17 protein-coding genes are annotated in these 17813 nt (G+C 62.6%); 9 read left to right on the forward strand and 8 right to left on the reverse strand.

The features are described from left to right. Positions 1 to 24 precede the first annotated feature (24 nt). Positions 25 to 561, reverse strand: coding sequence for an OmpA family protein (locus X728_RS164895; RefSeq protein ID WP_023815176.1), 537 nt, complete (start codon positions 559 to 561; stop codon positions 25 to 27). A 229-nt stretch (positions 562 to 790) separates the two neighbouring features. On the opposite strand from X728_RS164895, the gene X728_RS164890 reads away from it, so the two are divergent. Next, complete coding sequence (locus X728_RS164890; RefSeq protein ID WP_023735648.1) at positions 791 to 1354, forward strand: hypothetical protein; 564 nt, start codon at positions 791 to 793, stop codon at positions 1352 to 1354. 99 nt (positions 1355 to 1453) lie between these two features. On the opposite strand, the gene X728_RS164885 is transcribed toward X728_RS164890, so the two are convergent. From X728_RS164885 to X728_RS164875, 3 genes are all read right to left on the reverse strand, one after another. Then, positions 1454 to 2698: a caspase domain-containing protein gene (locus tag X728_RS164885; protein ID WP_031194609.1), complete on the reverse strand. Its 1245-nt coding sequence runs from the start codon at positions 2696 to 2698 to the stop codon at positions 1454 to 1456. 56 nt (positions 2699 to 2754) lie between these two features. Continuing rightward, a complete protein-coding gene (locus X728_RS164880) occupies positions 2755 to 3867 on the reverse strand; it encodes an OmpA family protein (protein ID WP_023830365.1) in 1113 nt (370 codons plus the stop codon). A 139-nt stretch (positions 3868 to 4006) separates the two neighbouring features. After that, positions 4007 to 4648, reverse strand: a complete 642-nt coding sequence (locus X728_RS164875) for a ThuA domain-containing protein (protein ID WP_023699774.1) — start codon at positions 4646 to 4648, stop codon at positions 4007 to 4009. A gap of 257 nt (positions 4649 to 4905) precedes the next feature. Here X728_RS164875 and X728_RS164870 point away from each other — a divergent pair, with 257 nt between their 5' ends. Beyond that, positions 4906 to 5550, forward strand: a complete 645-nt coding sequence (locus tag X728_RS164870; RefSeq protein ID WP_023699775.1) for a YjbE family putative metal transport protein — start codon at positions 4906 to 4908, stop codon at positions 5548 to 5550. Here X728_RS164870 and X728_RS164865 read toward each other — a convergent pair. Beyond that, positions 5547 to 6950: an FAD-binding oxidoreductase gene (locus X728_RS164865; protein ID WP_023830366.1), complete on the reverse strand. Its 1404-nt coding sequence runs from the start codon at positions 6948 to 6950 to the stop codon at positions 5547 to 5549. The genes X728_RS164870 and X728_RS164865 overlap by 4 nt on opposite strands. A gap of 225 nt (positions 6951 to 7175) precedes the next feature. Between X728_RS164865 and X728_RS164860 the strand changes: the two genes are divergently transcribed. Then, positions 7176 to 8240: a LacI family DNA-binding transcriptional regulator gene (locus X728_RS164860; RefSeq protein ID WP_031194612.1), complete on the forward strand. Its 1065-nt coding sequence runs from the start codon at positions 7176 to 7178 to the stop codon at positions 8238 to 8240. On the opposite strand, the gene X728_RS164855 is transcribed toward X728_RS164860, so the two are convergent. From X728_RS164855 to X728_RS164845, 3 genes are all read right to left on the reverse strand, one after another. Continuing rightward, positions 8228 to 9208, reverse strand: coding sequence for an alpha/beta hydrolase (locus X728_RS164855; protein WP_023830367.1), 981 nt, complete (start codon positions 9206 to 9208; stop codon positions 8228 to 8230). The genes X728_RS164860 and X728_RS164855 overlap by 13 nt on opposite strands. 14 nt (positions 9209 to 9222) lie before the next feature. Continuing rightward, positions 9223 to 10371: a Gfo/Idh/MocA family oxidoreductase gene (locus X728_RS164850; RefSeq protein WP_023830368.1), complete on the reverse strand. Its 1149-nt coding sequence runs from the start codon at positions 10369 to 10371 to the stop codon at positions 9223 to 9225. 255 nt (positions 10372 to 10626) lie between these two features. After that, entirely contained in the window at positions 10627 to 11388 is a 762-nt protein-coding gene (locus X728_RS164845; protein WP_023692210.1) for a DeoR/GlpR family DNA-binding transcription regulator, read from the reverse strand. A gap of 162 nt (positions 11389 to 11550) precedes the next feature. Here X728_RS164845 and X728_RS164840 point away from each other — a divergent pair, with 162 nt between their 5' ends. The 6 genes from X728_RS164840 to X728_RS164815 all read left to right on the forward strand — a co-directional run bounded on the left by X728_RS164840 (position 11551) and on the right by X728_RS164815 (position 17787). Next, on the forward strand, positions 11551 to 12351 hold the full coding sequence (locus X728_RS164840) for a class I fructose-bisphosphate aldolase (RefSeq protein WP_023709984.1): 801 nt from the start codon (positions 11551 to 11553) through the stop codon (positions 12349 to 12351). A gap of 3 nt (positions 12352 to 12354) precedes the next feature. Next, complete coding sequence (locus X728_RS164835; protein WP_023830369.1) at positions 12355 to 13305, forward strand: PfkB family carbohydrate kinase; 951 nt, start codon at positions 12355 to 12357, stop codon at positions 13303 to 13305. An 89-nt stretch (positions 13306 to 13394) separates the two neighbouring features. Then, positions 13395 to 14540, forward strand: a complete 1146-nt coding sequence (locus X728_RS164830; protein ID WP_023686996.1) for an ABC transporter ATP-binding protein — start codon at positions 13395 to 13397, stop codon at positions 14538 to 14540. A 115-nt stretch (positions 14541 to 14655) separates the two neighbouring features. Next, positions 14656 to 15903 carry a sugar ABC transporter substrate-binding protein gene (locus X728_RS164825; RefSeq protein WP_023830370.1) on the forward strand — a complete coding sequence of 416 codons (1248 nt, stop codon included), beginning with the start codon at positions 14656 to 14658 and terminating at the stop codon, positions 15901 to 15903. Between the two features lie 140 nt (positions 15904 to 16043). Next, positions 16044 to 16940, forward strand: coding sequence for a sugar ABC transporter permease (locus X728_RS164820; RefSeq protein WP_023699786.1), 897 nt, complete (start codon positions 16044 to 16046; stop codon positions 16938 to 16940). Between the two features lie 4 nt (positions 16941 to 16944). Further along, entirely contained in the window at positions 16945 to 17787 is an 843-nt protein-coding gene (locus tag X728_RS164815; RefSeq protein WP_023686993.1) for a carbohydrate ABC transporter permease, read from the forward strand. Positions 17788 to 17813: the final 26 nt, after the last annotated feature.

The following is a 17813-nucleotide window of genomic DNA, read 5'->3' on the forward strand; positions in this document are numbered from 1 at the left end:
GGCCGGAAGACGCAGCCGGCGAAGCTACTGCGCCTTGATCCGCATCTCGACCCGCCGGTTGACGGGATCGTAGGGATCGGGATTGCGTGGATTGGCCTCGCCGAGACCGACCGCCTTGATGCGGGTGGATTCGATGCCGTTGGATTCGAGGAAGGCGGTGACCGATTGCGCCCTGCGCTGCGACAGGCCTTCATTGTAGGTCGCCGAGCCGGATGCGTCGGTATAGCCTTCGACGACGAAGGACAGCTTGCTCAGCCGATCGTCCTTCAGCGCCTTGGCGAATTCGTCGAGTTCGCTGCGCGCCTTGGCGTCGAGCTCGGACGAATCCAGGCTGAAATTGATCAGCATATCGAGGCCGGTCTTCTCCGGAGGCTTTTCTTTCTGGTTGGTCTTGCTCTTGCACTCGTCCTCGGTGCCGACACAAATCCCGCGTGCCGCGCCGTGATCGATAGCGCCGGCAAAGAACTTCACAATGTCTTCCGATTTCTGAAGTGGGTCGGCATAGACGTGCGTCGAGAAAAGCACGGTCGCCAATGCCAAGACTGAAATGTGCCGCTGCATAACGGTTACTCCCGTTTCGAGCATCCGATTTTCACTCAGGCCCGATCCATGGATCCGGGCCAACTCTTCCTGTTCGACAATGATCTGTCGAGATCACGGTCGGCTGTGGAATATACCAAACCGTGAGGCGTTTGTCTGTGAACAACGTCATGGACATGTGGTGGTCGACAGACTTGACCCGCGCCTCGCAGGCGGGTTGAGTGAGGGCTGGGGGAGGATAACAGCAGCGATGGTCAACGGGCTTCGATTCCAGACCGCACGCGATCTCTTCGCCGCGAACACGGCTGTCGCCCGGGACATGACGGCTGTTCCGACCGACCAACCCTCGCTCGAGTTCTGCCGCCGGCTGATGGCCGGGCGCATCCCGGAGGAAGCGATTACCTTTTGCGCCTATCTCCTGCCTGACCGGGCCGCAATCTGGTGGGGCCATGAGTGCCTGGGGCATCTGACCGAGCTGCTCGAAGAGCAGGACCTCGCAACGCTGGCACTGATCCAGGAGTGGGTCGGCGACCCCAACAATGCAACCCGCCGGGAGGCTGTCGCCGGGGCGGCGATGACGCAGCAGCACACGCCTGCCGGCTGGATCGCGCTAGCGGCGCAACGGCACATCAATGGCCTGACGCCGCAGACCAACGGGTCGAGGCTGCGGCCGCTGCCGGCTGCGCATGCCGTCAATGCCGGCATACTGGCCGGACTGGCGCGGGTTGCGGTGGCGGACCGTTTCTCCGTGCTCACCGCCTTTGTCGAGATGGGCATCCATCTGGCCGAAACCGAGGCGCTGCGCCGAGCCTGATTGCTCCTAGATCATGACGAGATTTAGTTGAAATCTGATCTTTGATCTAAAATCGGTACCCGTTTTTTGGGTCATGCTCTAAATTAACTTGCGGCGGTTTCATTTGCAGCCGTTTTGCGCCCATTTGCCGAGCGCCACCTTGAAGCGCGTGCCCAGCGGGTGTTGCAGGCGCAACACCGAGACGTCATTGGTGACGTAGGTCTTGGCCTGGTCGCACAGCCGCTCCTCGGTCCATTGATGACAGTTGCTGCACTGGTTGTCCCAGACGGATTTTTCCAGGCCCTCGACGGGACTGAAGTGCGGCTTTCCCTGAATGAGCTGGGCGATGCTCTTGCCGTCGATCGCCGGGTCGCCAAAATTGACCGGAACGTCGAAAAGGACTGGCGCGTCCGAGCCCAGCTTCGGAATTTCCTCACGCAGCTGTTCCAGCGCCTGCTCGCCGGCGTCCGTACCCGGCGGATTGGCGGCCGCGCCGGTGCGCGCCTGCGTATCGCCTTCGGGCGCAGCCGCGCCGGAATCGCCGACGATCAGCGGCGCCTTGAGATCGACCTTGTGAAGCACGACATCGGTGGTCAGCGAAACGTTGACCCAGGGCTGCTGGCGTCCGGCTGTGGCCTTGAACACATCCGACGTAACCCGGTTCATCGCTTCGGTGATCGAGACGTTGACCTCGCCGATATGGGCAAGCAGCGCCGCCGAAAATGGCGAGTGCTCGCCCGGTCCGTCATAGGCGAGCTGGTTGGGACTGGCAGCGAAGGCGACCAGCGTGCCGGCGCCGCCATTCTCGATCGGTACTTCGGCAAGGCCGCTGCTTGCCGTGCTGTCGCCGCCAGTCTCCTTGGCAAGCACATCGGCGAGCGGGTTGTCGCGGCAGGCGTCGAGGAACACCAGCCTGATGCTGGTCTCGCGCGACATCTGCCGCAGGATGAAGTCCACCTGCACGGCTTCGAAGTCGAGCGAGGTCTCGTCCTCCAGCGCCGCATCGACAGGCAGCAGGTAATTCCTGCCCGAGACCTGCAGGCCATGACCGGCATAGAAGAACAGCGCGATATCGGCGCCACGCACCTGCCGCGCGAATTGCGCGATCTTTTCCTGCGTCTGCGCCTTGGTGAGATCGAGGCCGGAGACGATTTCGAAGCCCAGCCCCTTCAGGCGATCGGACATTGCCTGCGCATCGTTCACCGGATTGGGCAGCACCGGCGCGTTCCGGTAATGGGAATTGCCGAGCACCAGGGCGATGCGGCGTTCGGCACTGGCCGCGGTCATGGTAATGGTCATGGTCAACGCAAGCGCCAGCACGGCGAGGCCGATGCCGCGCATGAAGTTGCCGCAACTTGCAATCATGTCCAAACGCACCGGATTCCTTTTCGGTTGACGGGCCTTCTCAGTTAAGGACCGGCTCAGTTGGAGAGCGGCGTGGCGGAGAACTCGATCCGCCGGTTCAGCGCCTTGTTCTTCGGCGTATCGTTCGGCGCCACCGGCTTTTCCTCGCCATAGCCGGAAGCCGTGATCTGCGCCGATGGAATGCCCGCAGCGATGATCGCGTCGGCGACCGCCTTGGCGCGCCGTTCCGACAGGTTCTTGTTGGCCGTCGGCGAGCCGTCGGAATCGGTATGGCCCGAAACCTCGACCTTCAGTTTCGGACATTTGCCGACGACGCCGACCACCTCGGCCAGCAGTGGGCGGCTCTTTTCATCGAGCCGAGCGCTGGCTGGGCGAAAATAGACGGCGCCGGTGCGCGACAGCACCTCGAACCTGTTCAGGCATTCATCGTCGCTGAAGGACGTCTTGCCTGCATCTGTGGCGACCGGCCCGGCATCGGCTGGGGCTGCGGCGGCGACGGCAGGCGCCGCCGCCGGCTTGGCCCCATCAGCGGTGAAGACGAAGTCGAACGACACCGAAGCCGTCGGGACGATGCTGCTGACATTGGCCGCCTGCTGGAGTTTTTCGATGTTGGGCAACAGGCCGAAATCCTCGACATGCACGGCGACCGGCGCCTCCGAGGCGATCGACACCATGCTGTCGGTGATCATGGTGACCACGACATTGGCCTCAAGGTCCTTGTCGACGCCGTGCAGGCTCAGGCGAAACGGGATATGCGCGCTCATGCGCCGTTTGGTGGCGAGATCGGCAAAAGCGGCGGGATCGACTTTCGCCGTCACTTCCGCCGTCGGGAATTTGAAGGTTTCGAAGAACAGGAAGCGCATGCGGACATTGCGAAGGTCGATACCGGTGTCGACCGAGTTGAGGTCGAACGTGACCTTGGCGGCGCCATCCGATGTCAGCGTGCCCGAGAGGTTCCTGATCTTGTTGGTTTCGACAATGGTGTTCTTCTTCACCGATTGATAGGTAAGTGTCGAATTCGCCGGATCGAGCGTCCAGTTCAGCTGCGCGTTGGCCGCGTGCGGCGCAAGCAGCAACAGACCGAACACCACGACCACCAGAGCGGGCGNGGGCGGACGCCAGCGCTGCGACGGCTTTCCATGCCTTACTAATCCGACGACCCCGAACATGCATGTCCCCCGTGACAACACATTTCAGTTGCGATGACGGCGGTCGAACGCCGTGACCTCAGCCAGCATAGAGCGTTAGCCGCGGCTTAGCGAGTAGCGGAGGCGTGATATCGCCGTTGCTTGCTCGGACAGGCCCCGGTTACCGGCTGGCCCACAGCACCCCACGCTCGAAGATGGTGCGCATTTGCGGGACGGAAAACTCATCCGCGGTGTGGCCGAGCGCGCTGAAGAAGACGCGGCCCTTGCCGTAGCGGCGCTTCCAGACCACGGGCATGACGACGCCGTCGATGAAGTCGAGATGCTCACCGCTGAACGTCGTCGTCGCCAGCACCTCGTTGCTCGGGTCGACATGCATGTAATACTGCTCGGAATGGTAGGCGAAACCCTCGATACCCCTGACGATCGGATCGTCGCTGATGATGTCGACACGGTAGTCGATGATGTCGCCGGGGTGCGCGACCCATTGGCCGCCGGTCATGAACTGATAGTTCGGCTCGTTGCGAAAACTGTCGCCCATTGTGCCGTGGAAGCCGGCAAGGCCGGTTCCGCCGCTGACGGCGGCGGTGAGGTTTTGCAGCTCCGGTTTCTCGATCGTCGACATGGTGATCACCGGCACGATCAGATCGATGACCGGGAGCTGCGGATCGGCGAGCGCGGATGTGCCCTCTTCTATCCGCACCTCGAAGCCATGCCCGGTCAATATCTCGCTGACGACAGCGGCGCTGCGGGCCGGCGTGTGACCCTCCCATCCGCCCCAGAAAATCAGTGCCGTCTTGCTCATGCTCGTCTCTCCTTTGGTCGGCAATATTGATAGGCAAGCGGAACGCTTTTGTCTTCCCTTCCATGATGGGCATTCTGGGGCGGGCATTTCTGGTCGGAAATCACGACCCGGCGATGAATTCCGTGGATGAGGACCGATTGGCCGCGCTGGCGTCTTGTTTCAATGCCGGGCTGCACTCAAATCAGCTGTCTTCGCGTTTGCGCAGACATCGGTCCGATCCGCCGCAACCAGCCGGAGCCTTCCGGGGAGACCGCTCTATGAGTTTCGACCAGACGACTGTCGCCGCTTATCTGGAAGTCATCACCATCAACCTTGTGCTGTCTGGCGACAATGTCGTGGTGATCGGCATGGCGGCCGCAGGCCTTGCCAAGGCGTTGCGGCAGAAGGCGATCGTCGCCGGCATTGCCGCGGCGGCGGTGATCCGCATCGTCTTTGCGGTGATCGCGGTGCAGCTGCTTGAAATTCCGGGCATCATGCTGGTCGGCGGCATGCTTTTGTTCTGGGTGTGCTGGAACATGTTCCAGGAGTTGCGCTCGGCCGGCGACGGCGAGGACGTCGACACTGAAGCCGCAGCACTTGCGACGGCGCGGCCGGCCAAGGCGCTGCGCACCGCGATCCTGCAGATCGTCGTCGCCGATGTCTCGATGTCGCTGGACAATGTGCTGGCCGTGGCGGGCGCCGCCGCCCACGACATGAATGCGCTGGTGTTCGGTCTCATCCTGTCGGTGGTTCTGATGGCGGTCGCCTCGACGCTGGTGGCGGCGCTGCTTGCCAGGTATCGCTGGATCGGCTGGCTCGGTCTGGCGATCATCGTCTATGTCGCGGGAAATATGACTCTGGACGGCATCGAGCAGATGAGAACGGTCGACTTCCACGCGCTGCTCTCGCCAGCTGCAAGTTAGATCCCTCCTGGCGATCGAACGATATCGAAAATCCGCCCGGGATTGAGGATGTTGTGCGGATCGAACGCCGCCTTCAGCCGGCGCATGGCCGATATCTCGGCGTCGCTGCGCACGAGGTTCAGCCATTTCTTCTTGTCGAGGCCGATGCCGTGCTCGGCCGAGACGGCGCCACCGCATGCCGCCACGCCGCGATAGATAATCTCATAGGCGGCCGCCGGTTCCGTGGTGTCGACCTGATAGTGCAGATTGCCGTCGCCGAGATGGCCGAAGACGTAGATCTCGGCGCTGCTGTCGACGGCGTGGATCGCGGCTTCGGCGTTGCGCAGGAAATCCGCCATGGCCGCCAACGGGATGCTAATGTCGACGCCGAGCATTCCCTCGATCGCAAACAGGAATCGGTTAGCCTCTTCGCGCACATCCCATAGCGCACGGAATTCGCGTGGCGACTGCGAGACGACCACGTCGTCGACGATGTCGTCCTCGACCGCCTGCATCAGCACCGAAGCGAAACGCTCGCCGTCCAGCTCGGCCTGGCTGCCCTGGATCTCGGCCAGCACATAGACGGGCGCGCCGACAGGCAGCGGCGCCGGCGCGGCCATGCCGGCAATCATGGCGCCGTAGAGCGGCGAGAAGTTTACCTCATAGGCCGAAAGCAAGGGCCCGAGCCGCTGCTTGAGCAACCCCAGCAACGCAATCGCCGCCTCCAGCGAGCCAAGGGCGCAAAAGGCGGCAACCTCGGTGGCGGGCTTGGGATGCAGCCGCAGGCAGGCGCGAGTAACCACGCCCAGCGTGCCTTCGCTGCCAATGAAAAGCTGGTTGAGATCGTATCCCGAATTGTCCTTGGCCAGGCCACGCAACGAAGTCAGGATCGAGCCGTCGGCAAGCACGGCCTCCAGCCCCAGCACCTGGGCGCGGTACATGCCGTAGCGCAGCACGCGAATGCCGCCAGCATTGGTGGCGATGTTGCCGCCGACCGTCGCCGTGCCGCGCGCGCCGATATCGACGCCGAACATCAGGCCGGACGCATCGGCCGCTTCCTGCACCATTTGCAGCGGCGCGCCGGCTTCCGCGATGATGGTTGCCGCGGCGCGGTCGGGCGCTTCGACCGCGGTCATGCGCTCCAGCGACAGCACCGCTTCGCCCGGCTGCACGCGCGCGCCGCCGGCCAGCCCGGTGCGGCCGCCATGGACGACCAGCTTCTGGCCGATACCACTGCATAGGCGCAGGATTTCGGCGACGTCGGCGGCGTTGCGCGGACGCAAGACCAGTTCGGGCTGGCCGCCGCCCTTGCCGGAGAGGTCGTCGCCATAGCGCGGATCGATAGCATCGCCGATCACAATCGCGGCGGCATCGAGCCGACGATATAGCTGGGAAAGAAGCCGATCGATCTGTTGTGTCATGGTGCCTGGACTTTTCAGCGCTCTTTGTGACCGAGACTTTGATGCGCGACAATTTTCGCGTCAATTGAACAAATTTACGCACGGTATAATCTGTCATTGCGCGTTGAACCCACTGACGTTTCCTGTAAATTTCGTCTGCCGTTGCGTGGCGGACGCGCCGGCTGCAGGACCGTGGGCAGCGTCAAGGGATGACCGAGGTTCTGGCGCGTGCCAGACGAGGATTGAATGCCAATGACGCACAAGACGATGGAGGATTTCGCCCGCTCCTGCGGCGTCTCCAGGCCGACGCTGTCGAAATATTTCGACGATCCGACCAGCGTCAAGCCGGCAACGCGCAAGCGCATCGAAGAGGCGTTGCGGTCGTCCGACTACCAGCCCAATCTGTTTGCCCGCAACCTCAACCGCAAGCGCACCCGCGCCATCGGCATTGTCGTACCGACGGTCACCGACCCCTTCTATTCCGAAATGGTCAGCCGCATCGAACTTCGGCTGCGCGACGAGGGCTACTGGCCGATCGTCATCTCCTCGCATGGCTCGACCGAGCTCGAAATGGAGGCGACACGTACCATCCTGTCGCTGAAAGTTTCGGGCGCGCTGATCGCGCCGCTCGGCTTGCGCTCGGACCGGCGCACGCTGGAGAAGCTGACCCAGACAATGCCGGTCGTCTATTTCGACACCTATCTTGAAGGCGGCACGCCCTTTGTCGGCAACAACAATGCCCAGAGCGTCTCGACCATCGTCGACTATCTCTGCCGCTCCGGCGACGCCCCGGTCTATTTCGACATCCCGCATGTCAATCACAATTCGCCGGAGCGCCTGAACAGTTACGTCGCCGCGATGCGTCAGCTTGGCCAGGAGCCGGTGGTTATCGGCAACACCCGAGACTACACATGGGATTTCGAGCGCATCGGCTACGAGCAGATGGAACAGATGCTCGGGGCCAGCGGCCTGCCGGGCAAGACCAGAGGTCTGCCCGGCAAGACCGGGGGTCTGCCCGGCAAGACCATACTGTGTGCGAATGACCGCCTGGCCTTCGGCGTGATGGCGGCAGCCTTCGCGAAAGGGCTGAAGATCGGCCGCAAGGCCGATTGCGACCTGCGTATCGCCGCCCATGACGACCATCCGCTGAGCCGCTACACCTGCCCCGCACTGACCACCATCGCGCAGGATTTTGCCGCCATGGCGGGGCGCAGCGTCGAGACACTGCTCGCTTTGCTCAACGAGGATAGGGCAAACGTCGCGCCGAAGGTCAGCCTCGACGCCGCCCTGGTGATGCGTCAGTCCGCTTGAGCCTTTCCAAAGGCAGGATCGAAGCTTCGCCACGCGGCAATGGCGGCGGCAACCGCCTGTCTCGCTGCCGGGCCGTGACGGCCCATCGAGACGAAGCCGTGGATCTGACCGGGCCAGTGTTCCAGCACGACCGGCACGCCGGCCTGCTGCAGACGCCTGGCATAGGCCTCGCCTTCGTCGGCGAGGATGTCGTGACCGGCGATGGCGATGAAGGTGGGCGGCGCACCGGCGAGGCTTTCCGCCTTCAGCGGTGAGGTACGCCAGTCGCCGATGTCGGCGGCATTGCGGATATAATGGTCGCGGAACCAGGCCATGGTCGAGGCGGTCAGGCCAAAGCCTATGGCGAAGCGGCGATAGCTGTCCGTCGTCTGCCCGGCATCGGTGTTGGGATAAAACAGCAGCTGCGCTGCCGGCGGATTTTTGTCCCCCCGCGTGAGCAGGCCGAGCACCGTAGCGAGATTGCCGCCGGCGCTGTCGCCGGCAACCGCAATGCGGGCAGCCTCGATGCCGAGCTCGTCCGCGGCGCTTTGCATGTAAGCAAGTGCCGCTCGGCAATCCTCTATTGCCGCCGGGAACTTGTGTTCCGGCGCCAGCCGGTAGTCGACGGAAACGACGACAGCGACTGCCTCGTTGGCGAACCAGCGGCAGATCTCGTCATGCGAGTCGAGATTGCCGATCACCCAGCCGCCGCCATGGAGATAGAGCAGCGCCGGAGCGCCTGCCGAAGGCGCGCCCTGCCCGCGATAGATCCTGAGCCTCAGCGGACCGCCGGGTCCTGCAATGATGCGCTCGCTGATCGACGCGACCAGCTCGCGCTCGCCTTGCAGGGTCGGGAAGCCTTCATTGTAGGCACGGCGCGCCTGCTCAGGCGTTCCCGTTTCGAACGGCGGCGCGCCGGCCTGGCTGCCGAGCTCGAGCACATGCCGGGCCTCCGGATCGAGTGTCGACGGGGACGGTGGCGATGTCACGGACGAATCTCCCGTCAGGCAAGCAGGGTTGCGGCTTCGTCTTCGCCAAGCAGCGGCGGCTGGTCGACCGTGCCGTTGACGGCAACCGAGCCACGGCTTTCGCCCGAAGCCAGGATCGCCTCCATGATCTCAAGCACATGCAGCGCCAGCTCACCGGAGGCGCGCGGCTTTCTGCCCGCGGCCAGCGCGCGCGCCAGATCGGCGACGCCGAGCATGCGGTAATTGGCGCGGTCGGGCGCGGAATAGGGCCAGTTGCGGTCGCCATAGAGTTCGCTCTCGCTGGCGAAATCGGCCCAGTCGGCGCCACGCTCCGACAGCGAAACGGTGCCGCCGAACGTGTCGGGGTCGGGCAGCCTGAGCGAGCCTTCGGTGCCGTGCAGTTCGATCGGATGGTTGGAGTGTTTGAACACGTCCCAGGAGGCGCCGAAGGTGACGGTGGCGCCCGAGCGGAATTCGAGCAGCGATATTATGTTGGTCGGCGTGCCGACCTTGAATGTCGTGTTCTTGAACGGCCCGTCGGCCGTGATCAGCCTCTCCTCCTGGCCGCGCGTCGCCATCGCCATGACGCGCTCGACCGGCCCGAGCAGGTTGACCAGCACGGTCAGGTAATAGGGACCCATGTCGAACACCGGACCGCCGCCGGGCTGATAATAGAATTGCGGATTGGGATGCCAGTGCTCCATGCCCCGTCCCATCATGAAAGCGGTGCCGGTCACCGGCTTGCCGATCGCGCCGTCATCCATCAGCCGGCGCGCGCGGCGGCCGGCTGCACCCAGGAATGTGTCCGGCGCCGAGCCGATCAGCAGGCCGCGCTTCGCGGCCTCGGCGACAAGGCGGCGGCCGTCGGCGGCAGAGGTTGCCAGCGGCTTTTCGGTGAAGACATGCTTGCCCGCCGAGAGCGCTGACAACGAAATATCGAAATGCGCCGCGGGGATTGTCAGGTTCAGCACGAGGTCGATATCGGGGTCGGCCAGCAGCGCGTCAACGCCCAGGGCGCGGATGCCGTATTCCCTGGCGCGCAGCTCAGCCATGTCAGCGGAAATGTCGGCGCAGGCGCGTAGCTCGACACCACCGAAGAGCGCTGCATTGCGCAGATAGGTCATCGAGATGTTGCCGCAGCCGATGACACCGATGCCGAGCTTTGTCTCTGATTTTCCGTGCATTTCCAGCTTTCCTCCCAAGCCAAGGGCATGCTGCGCAACCGTTGCAGTTCCCACGACCCCCCGCAATCCGCTATACAGGACTTTAAATGTTGACGCGCGTAAAATTTTTATAGAGCATGTGAGAGTTCTGGCGCAGGATTGGGAGGCCGCCAGCGTGAGGAGGAGAACATGACCGGCATGAAAAACGGCCGACGGCCGCTGCGAAGCCCGTGGGTCATGCGCGCTTTCCGTCGCGCATCAGAGACCGGGATGGGTTCAGGCATAGATCACCTTGGCCCCGATCCTATCAAGCTCGCTGCGTATTGGACCGGGCAGGCCATCGTCGGTGATCACCACATCGACGGCCGACAGCGAAAATGCCTTGGACGTCCCGCTGACGCCCCATTTGCTCGAATCGGCGAGCAGGACAACGCGCCGGGCCATGCGAACGAGGTTTCGCTTCGTTCGCGCCATGTCTTCGTTCACGTCGACCACATCCAGTGACGAGTCTATCGCATGCGCTCCAACAAAGACCTGATGCGCTACCAGGCCGCCGAGAGCCGTATCGGCATCGGTGATCAGCGTGCTCACCGTGTCGGGATAGACCCGGCCGCCGATCATATGAACGTCGAGCCCGGGACGATGCATAAGATGCTGCACGATGTTCATGGCCGTGGCCGCGACCACGACATTGCTGAGCGGCGGTAACTGCATGGCAAGCTGCATCAAGGTCGAGCCACCGTCGAAGATGACCGATTGGTTGTCCTCGAACAGGTCCAGCGCCGCCCGGGCGATGCGCTTCTTTGCGTCGAGGTTCGTTTGCATCCGGCGGGCGAACGCGGCCGTCGTCGAATCGGTGGTCCGGGTCACCGCCCCTCCACGGGTCTTGGTCAGCAGTCCCTTGCGGTCCAGTATTTCGAGGTCGGAGCGCACGGTGACCTCCGACACGCCAAACCCGTCCGACAGGTCCTTGATGCGAACCTGTCCGCTGCGTTGCACCTCGCCCAGGATCGATTGGCGTCTCTGCTCCGACAACATTGCCCGGCCCTTGCCTGCCTGCGCCGAGCAATCGCGCCGGCCTCGGCTCACCTTACCGGAAATATGCAGATTCGAAAGCTTTCAAAAGATTGTTTTTCTTTTTTCTTTCGGAAACACTGGATTGAGCATTTTTAAATCAACCGATCAGGGAATTTTGCACACATGAGCCTAGGAACCAAGGTGCGTCTCGCGCGCCTCTTCTCGCATCCATCGGGGAACCTCTTTGGCGGCGCGGTCGACCACTTCGTCGGCTATGGCGACGTGCGCAAAGGCGGCCTTGCCGACCTGCCGGGTGCGCTCGCACGCGTCATGGCGGGCAAACCCGACTATGTCAGCATTCAGCCTGGCAGCGCGCGCCATCTGTGGCCGCAATATGCGGGCAAAGCTTCCCTGGTGATTCAGGCGGGCTGCTTCACTGCGGACGATCGCATCAGCGAGTTGATCGCAACACCCGAGGACGCGGTGCGCGCGGGGGCCGATGCGTTGGCCGTGGCCATTCCGGTGCGCGGCGCGACGGAGGGCAAATACATACGCTGGCTGACCGATTCGGTGAATGCAGCGGCCCGCTACGGCATGCCTGTGGTGGCGCATATCTACCCTCGCGATTTCACCGACGGGGCAAAGATCGTCTTCACCCCCGACGAGATCGCCTATGCGGCGCGCATCGGTTACGAGTCCGGCGTCGACGTGATCAAAATCGGCTACACCGGCGATTTCGAGTCGTTCCGGGAGACCGTCCGGACCTGCCCGGTGCCGGTTGTCATCGCGGGCGGTCCAAAGACCGATACGCTGCTCGGCGCGCTTCAGCAGACGGCGGATGCCATCCGTGCCGGCGCGCGCGGCGCCGTGGTCGGCCGCAATCTCTGGGGGCACGGCGATCCGGAGAAGGCAGCGCTTGCCTTTCGCGGCGTCATCCATGACGGCCTTTCGGCGCAAGACGCCCTGGCGAAGGCGGGTGCCTGAACGATGCCCACCGTCCCCGCCACCCTCGGCTTCGGCGCTATTGCGATAGACGACATCGTCTACGTCGATCAGCCATTGTCGGCGGGCAAGGGTAAGGTTCTGCAAAGTACCCGCGCTTTCGGGGGAAATGTCGCGACGGCGCTTGCCGCCGTCGCGCGGCTCGGCGGAACCGCCGGGTTCGTCGGATGGCTGGCCAGTGCCGCGGACGACGCCGTTCTGCTCGATCTCGTGGCGAGCGGTATCGAAACCGCATTCGCGCCGCGCCATCCCGACGCGCGCCCGGTGCACTCGCGGATCACCGTCGGCTCGGACGGGGAAAGGTTCATCGCGTATGACGACGATGCGATGCTGGGCACCGCTCCGGACTTTCCGGACGATATCCTCAGCCGCGCAACCGTCCTGATCGTAGATAGCTATGCGACCGGGTCGCTGGATGTCGTGGCTCGGGCTCGCGATCTCGGCCTTGCGATCCTCGGCGATATCGAATGGAGCAGCGGCCCCGCCACGGAGCGGCTGATCGCGCTCTGCGACCATCTCATTCTTCCACTTAGCTTTGCACGGACTGCCACGGGGCGCCGATCGCCTGCCGAGATGCTCGATGTCTTGTGGTTGCCATCGCGATCCGCCGTGGTTCTGACCGATGGAGGCAGGGGTGTGTACTATCGCGGCCGTGAAGAGACAGGTCTCTGGCACCTGCCCCCGCACCGGGTTGCGGTCGTCGACTCCACAGGCGCGGGTGACTGCTTTCATGGCGCCTATGCCCATGCGTTGACGCGCGGAGCCGACACCGCGGGCCGGATCGCATTCGCGGCCGCGGCGGCGGCCGTTTCGATAACGGGGCGTGGCGGGCGCGAGGCGCTTCCGACCGAGGACCAGGTCACGCAACTCCTGGCATCGGCGAACGCGCCGTCAGCAGTCGACCTGAAAAATGCGCATGTGGATGCTGGAGCATGACCTGAAACGATCCGACGAAACATTTCGCAGGCGAACACAAGCCCAGGAGAATCATAAAAATCAGGGCTTATACTTGTGGAGGGAGGAATATGGCAGAAGTCATTCTTGAGAAGATCTGCAAAACCTACGGGAACAGTTTTCGCGCAATCGACCAGTTGAACCTGTCGGTCAAGGACGGCGAGTTCTTGATCCTCGTCGGGCCTTCCGGCTGCGGCAAATCCACGGCGTTGCGAATGATCGCGGGGTTGGAAGACATCACCAGCGGCAGCCTTCGGATCGGCGGGGTCGACGTCGTCGACATGCCGCCCAAGGACCGCGACATCGCGATGGTGTTCCAGAGCTACGCGCTCTACCCGCATATGACGGTATCCGAAAACATCGCCTTTTCGATGCGGCTGGCAGGCAAGCCGAAGGCCGAGCGCAAGAAGCGCGTGGACGAGATCGCCAAAACTCTTCAGCTGACGTCTTTGCTGGACAGCAAACCCGCGAACCTGTCAGGCGGGCAGCGTCAACGGGTTGCCATGGGCCGCGCCATGGTGCGCGAGCCGGCCGCCTTTCTCATGGACGAGCCCCTTTCCAATCTGGATGCGAAACTGCGCGTGCAAATGCGCGCCGAAATCACCAGCCTGCAAAAGCAGCTCGGCGTCACGACCATTTACGTGACCCACGATCAGATCGAAGCGATGACGATGGGCGACAGAGTCGCGGTGTTGAAAGGCGGTGTGCTGCAGCAGGTCGACACACCCAAGAGGCTCTATGAATCGCCGGTTAACGCCTTCGTTGCCGGCTTCATCGGCTCTCCTTCGATGAACCTTTTCGAGGCGACCCTGAAGGGCGGCGAGCTCGCTTTTCGCGACTTCGCCGTCCGGCTGCAGGATGCAGCCTTCGTGCGCAGGCCGGCCTTGAGGTCGTATGCGGGGCGCAAGGTCGTGTTCGGGATCAGACCGGAGGATCTTTATGACAGCAGCCTTGAATCCGGTCGCAAGTATCAGACGATACCGGCCAGGGTGACCTCGATCGAGGAACTCGGCTCCGAACAGATCGTCCACATGAACATCGACGCGGTCCGGGTGGACTCCGGCGATCCGGATGCGGTGGACGATTTCGGCCTGGCGTCGAACGCGGTGGCGAGGTTCGAGCCGATCAGCGCCGTCCGCTCCGGCTCGGAAATCCGGTTGGCCGTGGATGATGCCAAGTTCCATTTCTTCGATCCCGAAACGCATCTGGCGATCTGAAGATCTGCGGAAGACCGCGGGCGGGAGCGAGGTGCCTGCGGAAGATACAAGAAGGCTTCTGAATGAACAGACGATCGTCCGCATTGTGCGGCCGATCTTGAAGAAGGAGGAGAAAATGATGTTTCGGATACGACCCGCGATGCTGAAAATAGCCGCGGTCGCATGGTTGCTTGGTGCAACCGGCGCCATGGCGGACACGACGCTGGAATTCACCCAATGGTGGGAGCCCGAATTGCCGGCGGGATCGCTCAGGGCAATCATGAACGACTTCGAGGCTGCAAACCCCGGCATCAAGGTGACGCTGGTCAGCGGTCCCTATGCGACCACGCGAGACCAGATCTCGGTCGGCGCCGCAACCGGAACGCTTAGCGACGTCGTCGGTCTCGACGGCGCCTGGGTGAACAATCTGAACGCGCAGGGTGCGCTGGCCGACATGAACCCGATGATGGATGCGAGCGGGTTCGACAAGACCCAGGTCGCTGATATCATCAAGGTGGACGGCAAGGCGGTGATGTTTCCCGTGGCTTCGTTCGTCTATCCGGTCTTCGTCAATCTGGACCTCGCCGCCCAGGCAGGCGTGACCAAGCTGCCGTCGACCCGCGCGGAGTTTCTCGAAGCCGCCAAGAAGATGACCCACGCCGACAAGAACCAGTATGGCTGGGTGCTGCCCTTGTCGCTGCAAACGCCGTCCGGTGTCCAGAACGACCTGATGTCGTGGGTCTGGGCCTCGGGCCAATCGATGATGGTTGAGGGCAAGCCGGCTCTCGAGGGCAAGCCGGTCGTCGATATGCTCACCTTCGTCAAATCACTGAACGACGCCGGCGTCATCTCGCCCGGCATTGCCACCAAGACCGAGCAGGAGAAGGTCGAGGAATTCGTCAACGATCGGGTCGGAATGATGATCGACTCGCTTGCGCATGTGAACCTCATCCGCAAACGCAATCCCAAGCTGAACTTCGACCTGATCCCGGTCCCGGTCGTGGCGGACTACAGCGGCAAGCGCGGCCTTCCCTACGCCTCCTGGGGCATCGGCATCTCCGCCGCCTCGAAACATCAGGATGAAGCCTGGAAGCTCGTCCAATATCTGATGAGCGAAAAGGTGAATGCCAAGCTCGTGTCGCTTGCAAACGCCTTCCCGGGCAACGTCAACGCCAAGCCCGATTTCGTGACCTCGGACAAGGCTTTCGCCAAGGCTTTCGAAATCTTCAAGACCGGCTATCTCGCCAACGAGTTCACGGGCCTGCCGGTGGCTGAAGACCTGATGACCCAGTTCGACGTGGAGGCTCAGAAGATGCTTGCCGGCGAGCAGTCTCCGGAACAAGCCGCAACCAACGCTCAAAAGGGCTGGATGGCGAAATTCTGAGCGGCCCATTGCCCGTTTGCTATCTTCCACCGGGTGTCCCGGCCTCGGCCAGGCCACCCGTCAACAACGGATCGGCAATTTGAGATGGACCTGTTTTTGAAGCGCACCTTCCTCCTGAAGGCACATCCCAGGGGTCGCACATGACCGGGCAGAAGCGCTCCCACCATCGACTGAAACGAGCGGTCGCACCCTATCTCTATCTGTCACCATCGCTCCTCATAATCGGCCTTCTGATGCTGCTGCCGATGGTGACGGTGATTGGCTATTCGTTCCAGAACAGCGCGGTGCTGCGTCGCGATCCGTCCTTTGCCGGACTGAAACACTACCAGGCGATCTTTGCCGATCCGGTGTTCTGGGCCTCGCTGTGGCACACGCTCTATTTCACCTGCATGAGTGTCGTCTTCCATATGACCATCGGCATGCTCTTCGCACTCATGCTGAACAGCGACCGCATCAATCCGACGCTGCGCAACATCCTGCGCGTGCTGTACATACTGCCCTGGCTGTTCACCGCGGTGATTATCGCGGTGATCTGGCGCCTGCTGCTTGAGCCGAATGGTGTCGTGAACAGTGTTCTCATGCAGATCGGCATCATCGGCTCCAAGGTCGAGTGGTTTTCCTCGCCCGCGACCGCGCTGCACGCCGTCACCTTCGCCAATATCTGGGCGGGCTACCCGCTTTTCATGGTCAGCCTGCTCGCAGGCTTGCAGGGCATTCCCAAGGATTTCTACGAGGCCGCCGATATCGACGGCGCGAAGGCCTACCAGAAGCTGATCTTCATCACCATTCCGCAGCTGATGCCGATCATCATCAGCATCTCGCTGCTCGACTTCATCTGGACCATGCAGGTCTTTCCATTGATCTGGATAACGACGGGTGGCGGTCCGATCTACTCGACCGAGGTCCTCAGCACCTACACGTACAAGCTGGCGTTTTCGAGCTACAACCTGTCGCAGGCCTCGGCGAGCGCCGTGGTCATCCTGCTGATCTCTCTCGGCCTGACGCTGTTCTACATCCGCTATCAAAAGGCTCGGTAGTCACATGAGGAAAATGCACACGCCCAAAGACAGGCTGATCACCGCCGCGCTCCATGTCGCGCTTGCCGCAGGGCTCTTTTTCGCGGCCTTCCCGATCTACTGGATGCTGAGCAGCTCGTTCAAGTCGAACACCGAAATCTTTGCCCTGCCACCAACCGTCCTGCCGAAGGCCTTCACGCTGGAAGCGTATGCGGCCATCCTGGGCGACCCGGTAAAGCTGCGCTTCTTCTTCAACAGCTACTTCGTGGCCGGAGCGGTGACCGTGCTGACGGTGCTGATCGCCTTGCTGGCGGCCTATGGGTTCAGCCGTTTCAATTTCCGCGGCAAGGGCAGCCTCAACACTCTCATCATCAGCACGCAGACGATCCCGCCGATCACGCTTTTAATCCCCTTCTTCGGGCTTGTCGTCTCGTATGGCATCTTCGACACCTATGTCGCGCTGATCCTGACCTATCTGGTGTTTACGCTGCCCTATGCGATCCTGCTGATGACGGGATATCTGAACACCTTGCCCCGCGACCTCGATGAAGCGGTGGCTGTCGACGGCGGCACCAGTTGGACCGCACTGTGGCGGGTGATCGTGCCGATTTCACTGCCTGGTATCGTGGCGACGTCGGTCTACACCTTCCTGTTGTGCTGGAACGAATTTCTCTTTGCGCTGACACTGACGAAGTCGACGTCCATGCGCACCGTCCCGATCGGCATCCAGTTGTTGATGGGGCAACACGCATTCGAATGGAACCAGATGATGGCGATGAGCGTGCTCGGCTCGCTGCCGCTCCTGGTCATCTACCTGGTTGCCCAGAGGTTCTTCCTCGCCGGCATGACCGCAGGGTCGGTCAAGTAGGATGTCCCTCCAACGGAGGTGGAATC

Origin of the sequence: Mesorhizobium sp. L103C119B0 (assembly GCF_000502235.1) — a bacterium.
In the GTDB taxonomy this organism is placed as follows: domain Bacteria; phylum Pseudomonadota; class Alphaproteobacteria; order Rhizobiales; family Rhizobiaceae; genus Mesorhizobium.

Excerpts from the sequence above, each read along its gene's own strand:
- X728_RS164895 (WP_023815176.1), bottom strand. The coding sequence starts at position 561 with ATGCAGCGGCACATTTCAGTCTTGGCATTGGCGACCGTGCTTTTCTCG.
- X728_RS164890 (WP_023735648.1), top strand. The coding sequence starts at position 791 with ATGGTCAACGGGCTTCGATTCCAGACCGCACGCGATCTCTTCGCCGCG.
- X728_RS164885 (WP_031194609.1), bottom strand. The coding sequence starts at position 2,698 with ATGATTGCAAGTTGCGGCAACTTCATGCGCGGCATCGGCCTCGCCGTG.
- X728_RS164875 (WP_023699774.1), bottom strand. The coding sequence starts at position 4,648 with ATGAGCAAGACGGCACTGATTTTCTGGGGCGGATGGGAGGGTCACACG.
- X728_RS164870 (WP_023699775.1), top strand. The coding sequence starts at position 4,906 with ATGAGTTTCGACCAGACGACTGTCGCCGCTTATCTGGAAGTCATCACC.
- X728_RS164865 (WP_023830366.1), bottom strand. The coding sequence starts at position 6,950 with ATGACACAACAGATCGATCGGCTTCTTTCCCAGCTATATCGTCGGCTC.
- X728_RS164860 (WP_031194612.1), top strand. The coding sequence starts at position 7,176 with ATGCCAATGACGCACAAGACGATGGAGGATTTCGCCCGCTCCTGCGGC.
- X728_RS164850 (WP_023830368.1), bottom strand. The coding sequence starts at position 10,371 with ATGCACGGAAAATCAGAGACAAAGCTCGGCATCGGTGTCATCGGCTGC.
- X728_RS164845 (WP_023692210.1), bottom strand. The coding sequence starts at position 11,388 with ATGTTGTCGGAGCAGAGACGCCAATCGATCCTGGGCGAGGTGCAACGC.
- X728_RS164840 (WP_023709984.1), top strand. The coding sequence starts at position 11,551 with ATGAGCCTAGGAACCAAGGTGCGTCTCGCGCGCCTCTTCTCGCATCCA.
- X728_RS164835 (WP_023830369.1), top strand. The coding sequence starts at position 12,355 with ATGCCCACCGTCCCCGCCACCCTCGGCTTCGGCGCTATTGCGATAGAC.
- X728_RS164830 (WP_023686996.1), top strand. The coding sequence starts at position 13,395 with ATGGCAGAAGTCATTCTTGAGAAGATCTGCAAAACCTACGGGAACAGT.
- X728_RS164825 (WP_023830370.1), top strand. The coding sequence starts at position 14,656 with ATGATGTTTCGGATACGACCCGCGATGCTGAAAATAGCCGCGGTCGCA.
- X728_RS164820 (WP_023699786.1), top strand. The coding sequence starts at position 16,044 with ATGACCGGGCAGAAGCGCTCCCACCATCGACTGAAACGAGCGGTCGCA.
- X728_RS164815 (WP_023686993.1), top strand. The coding sequence starts at position 16,945 with ATGAGGAAAATGCACACGCCCAAAGACAGGCTGATCACCGCCGCGCTC.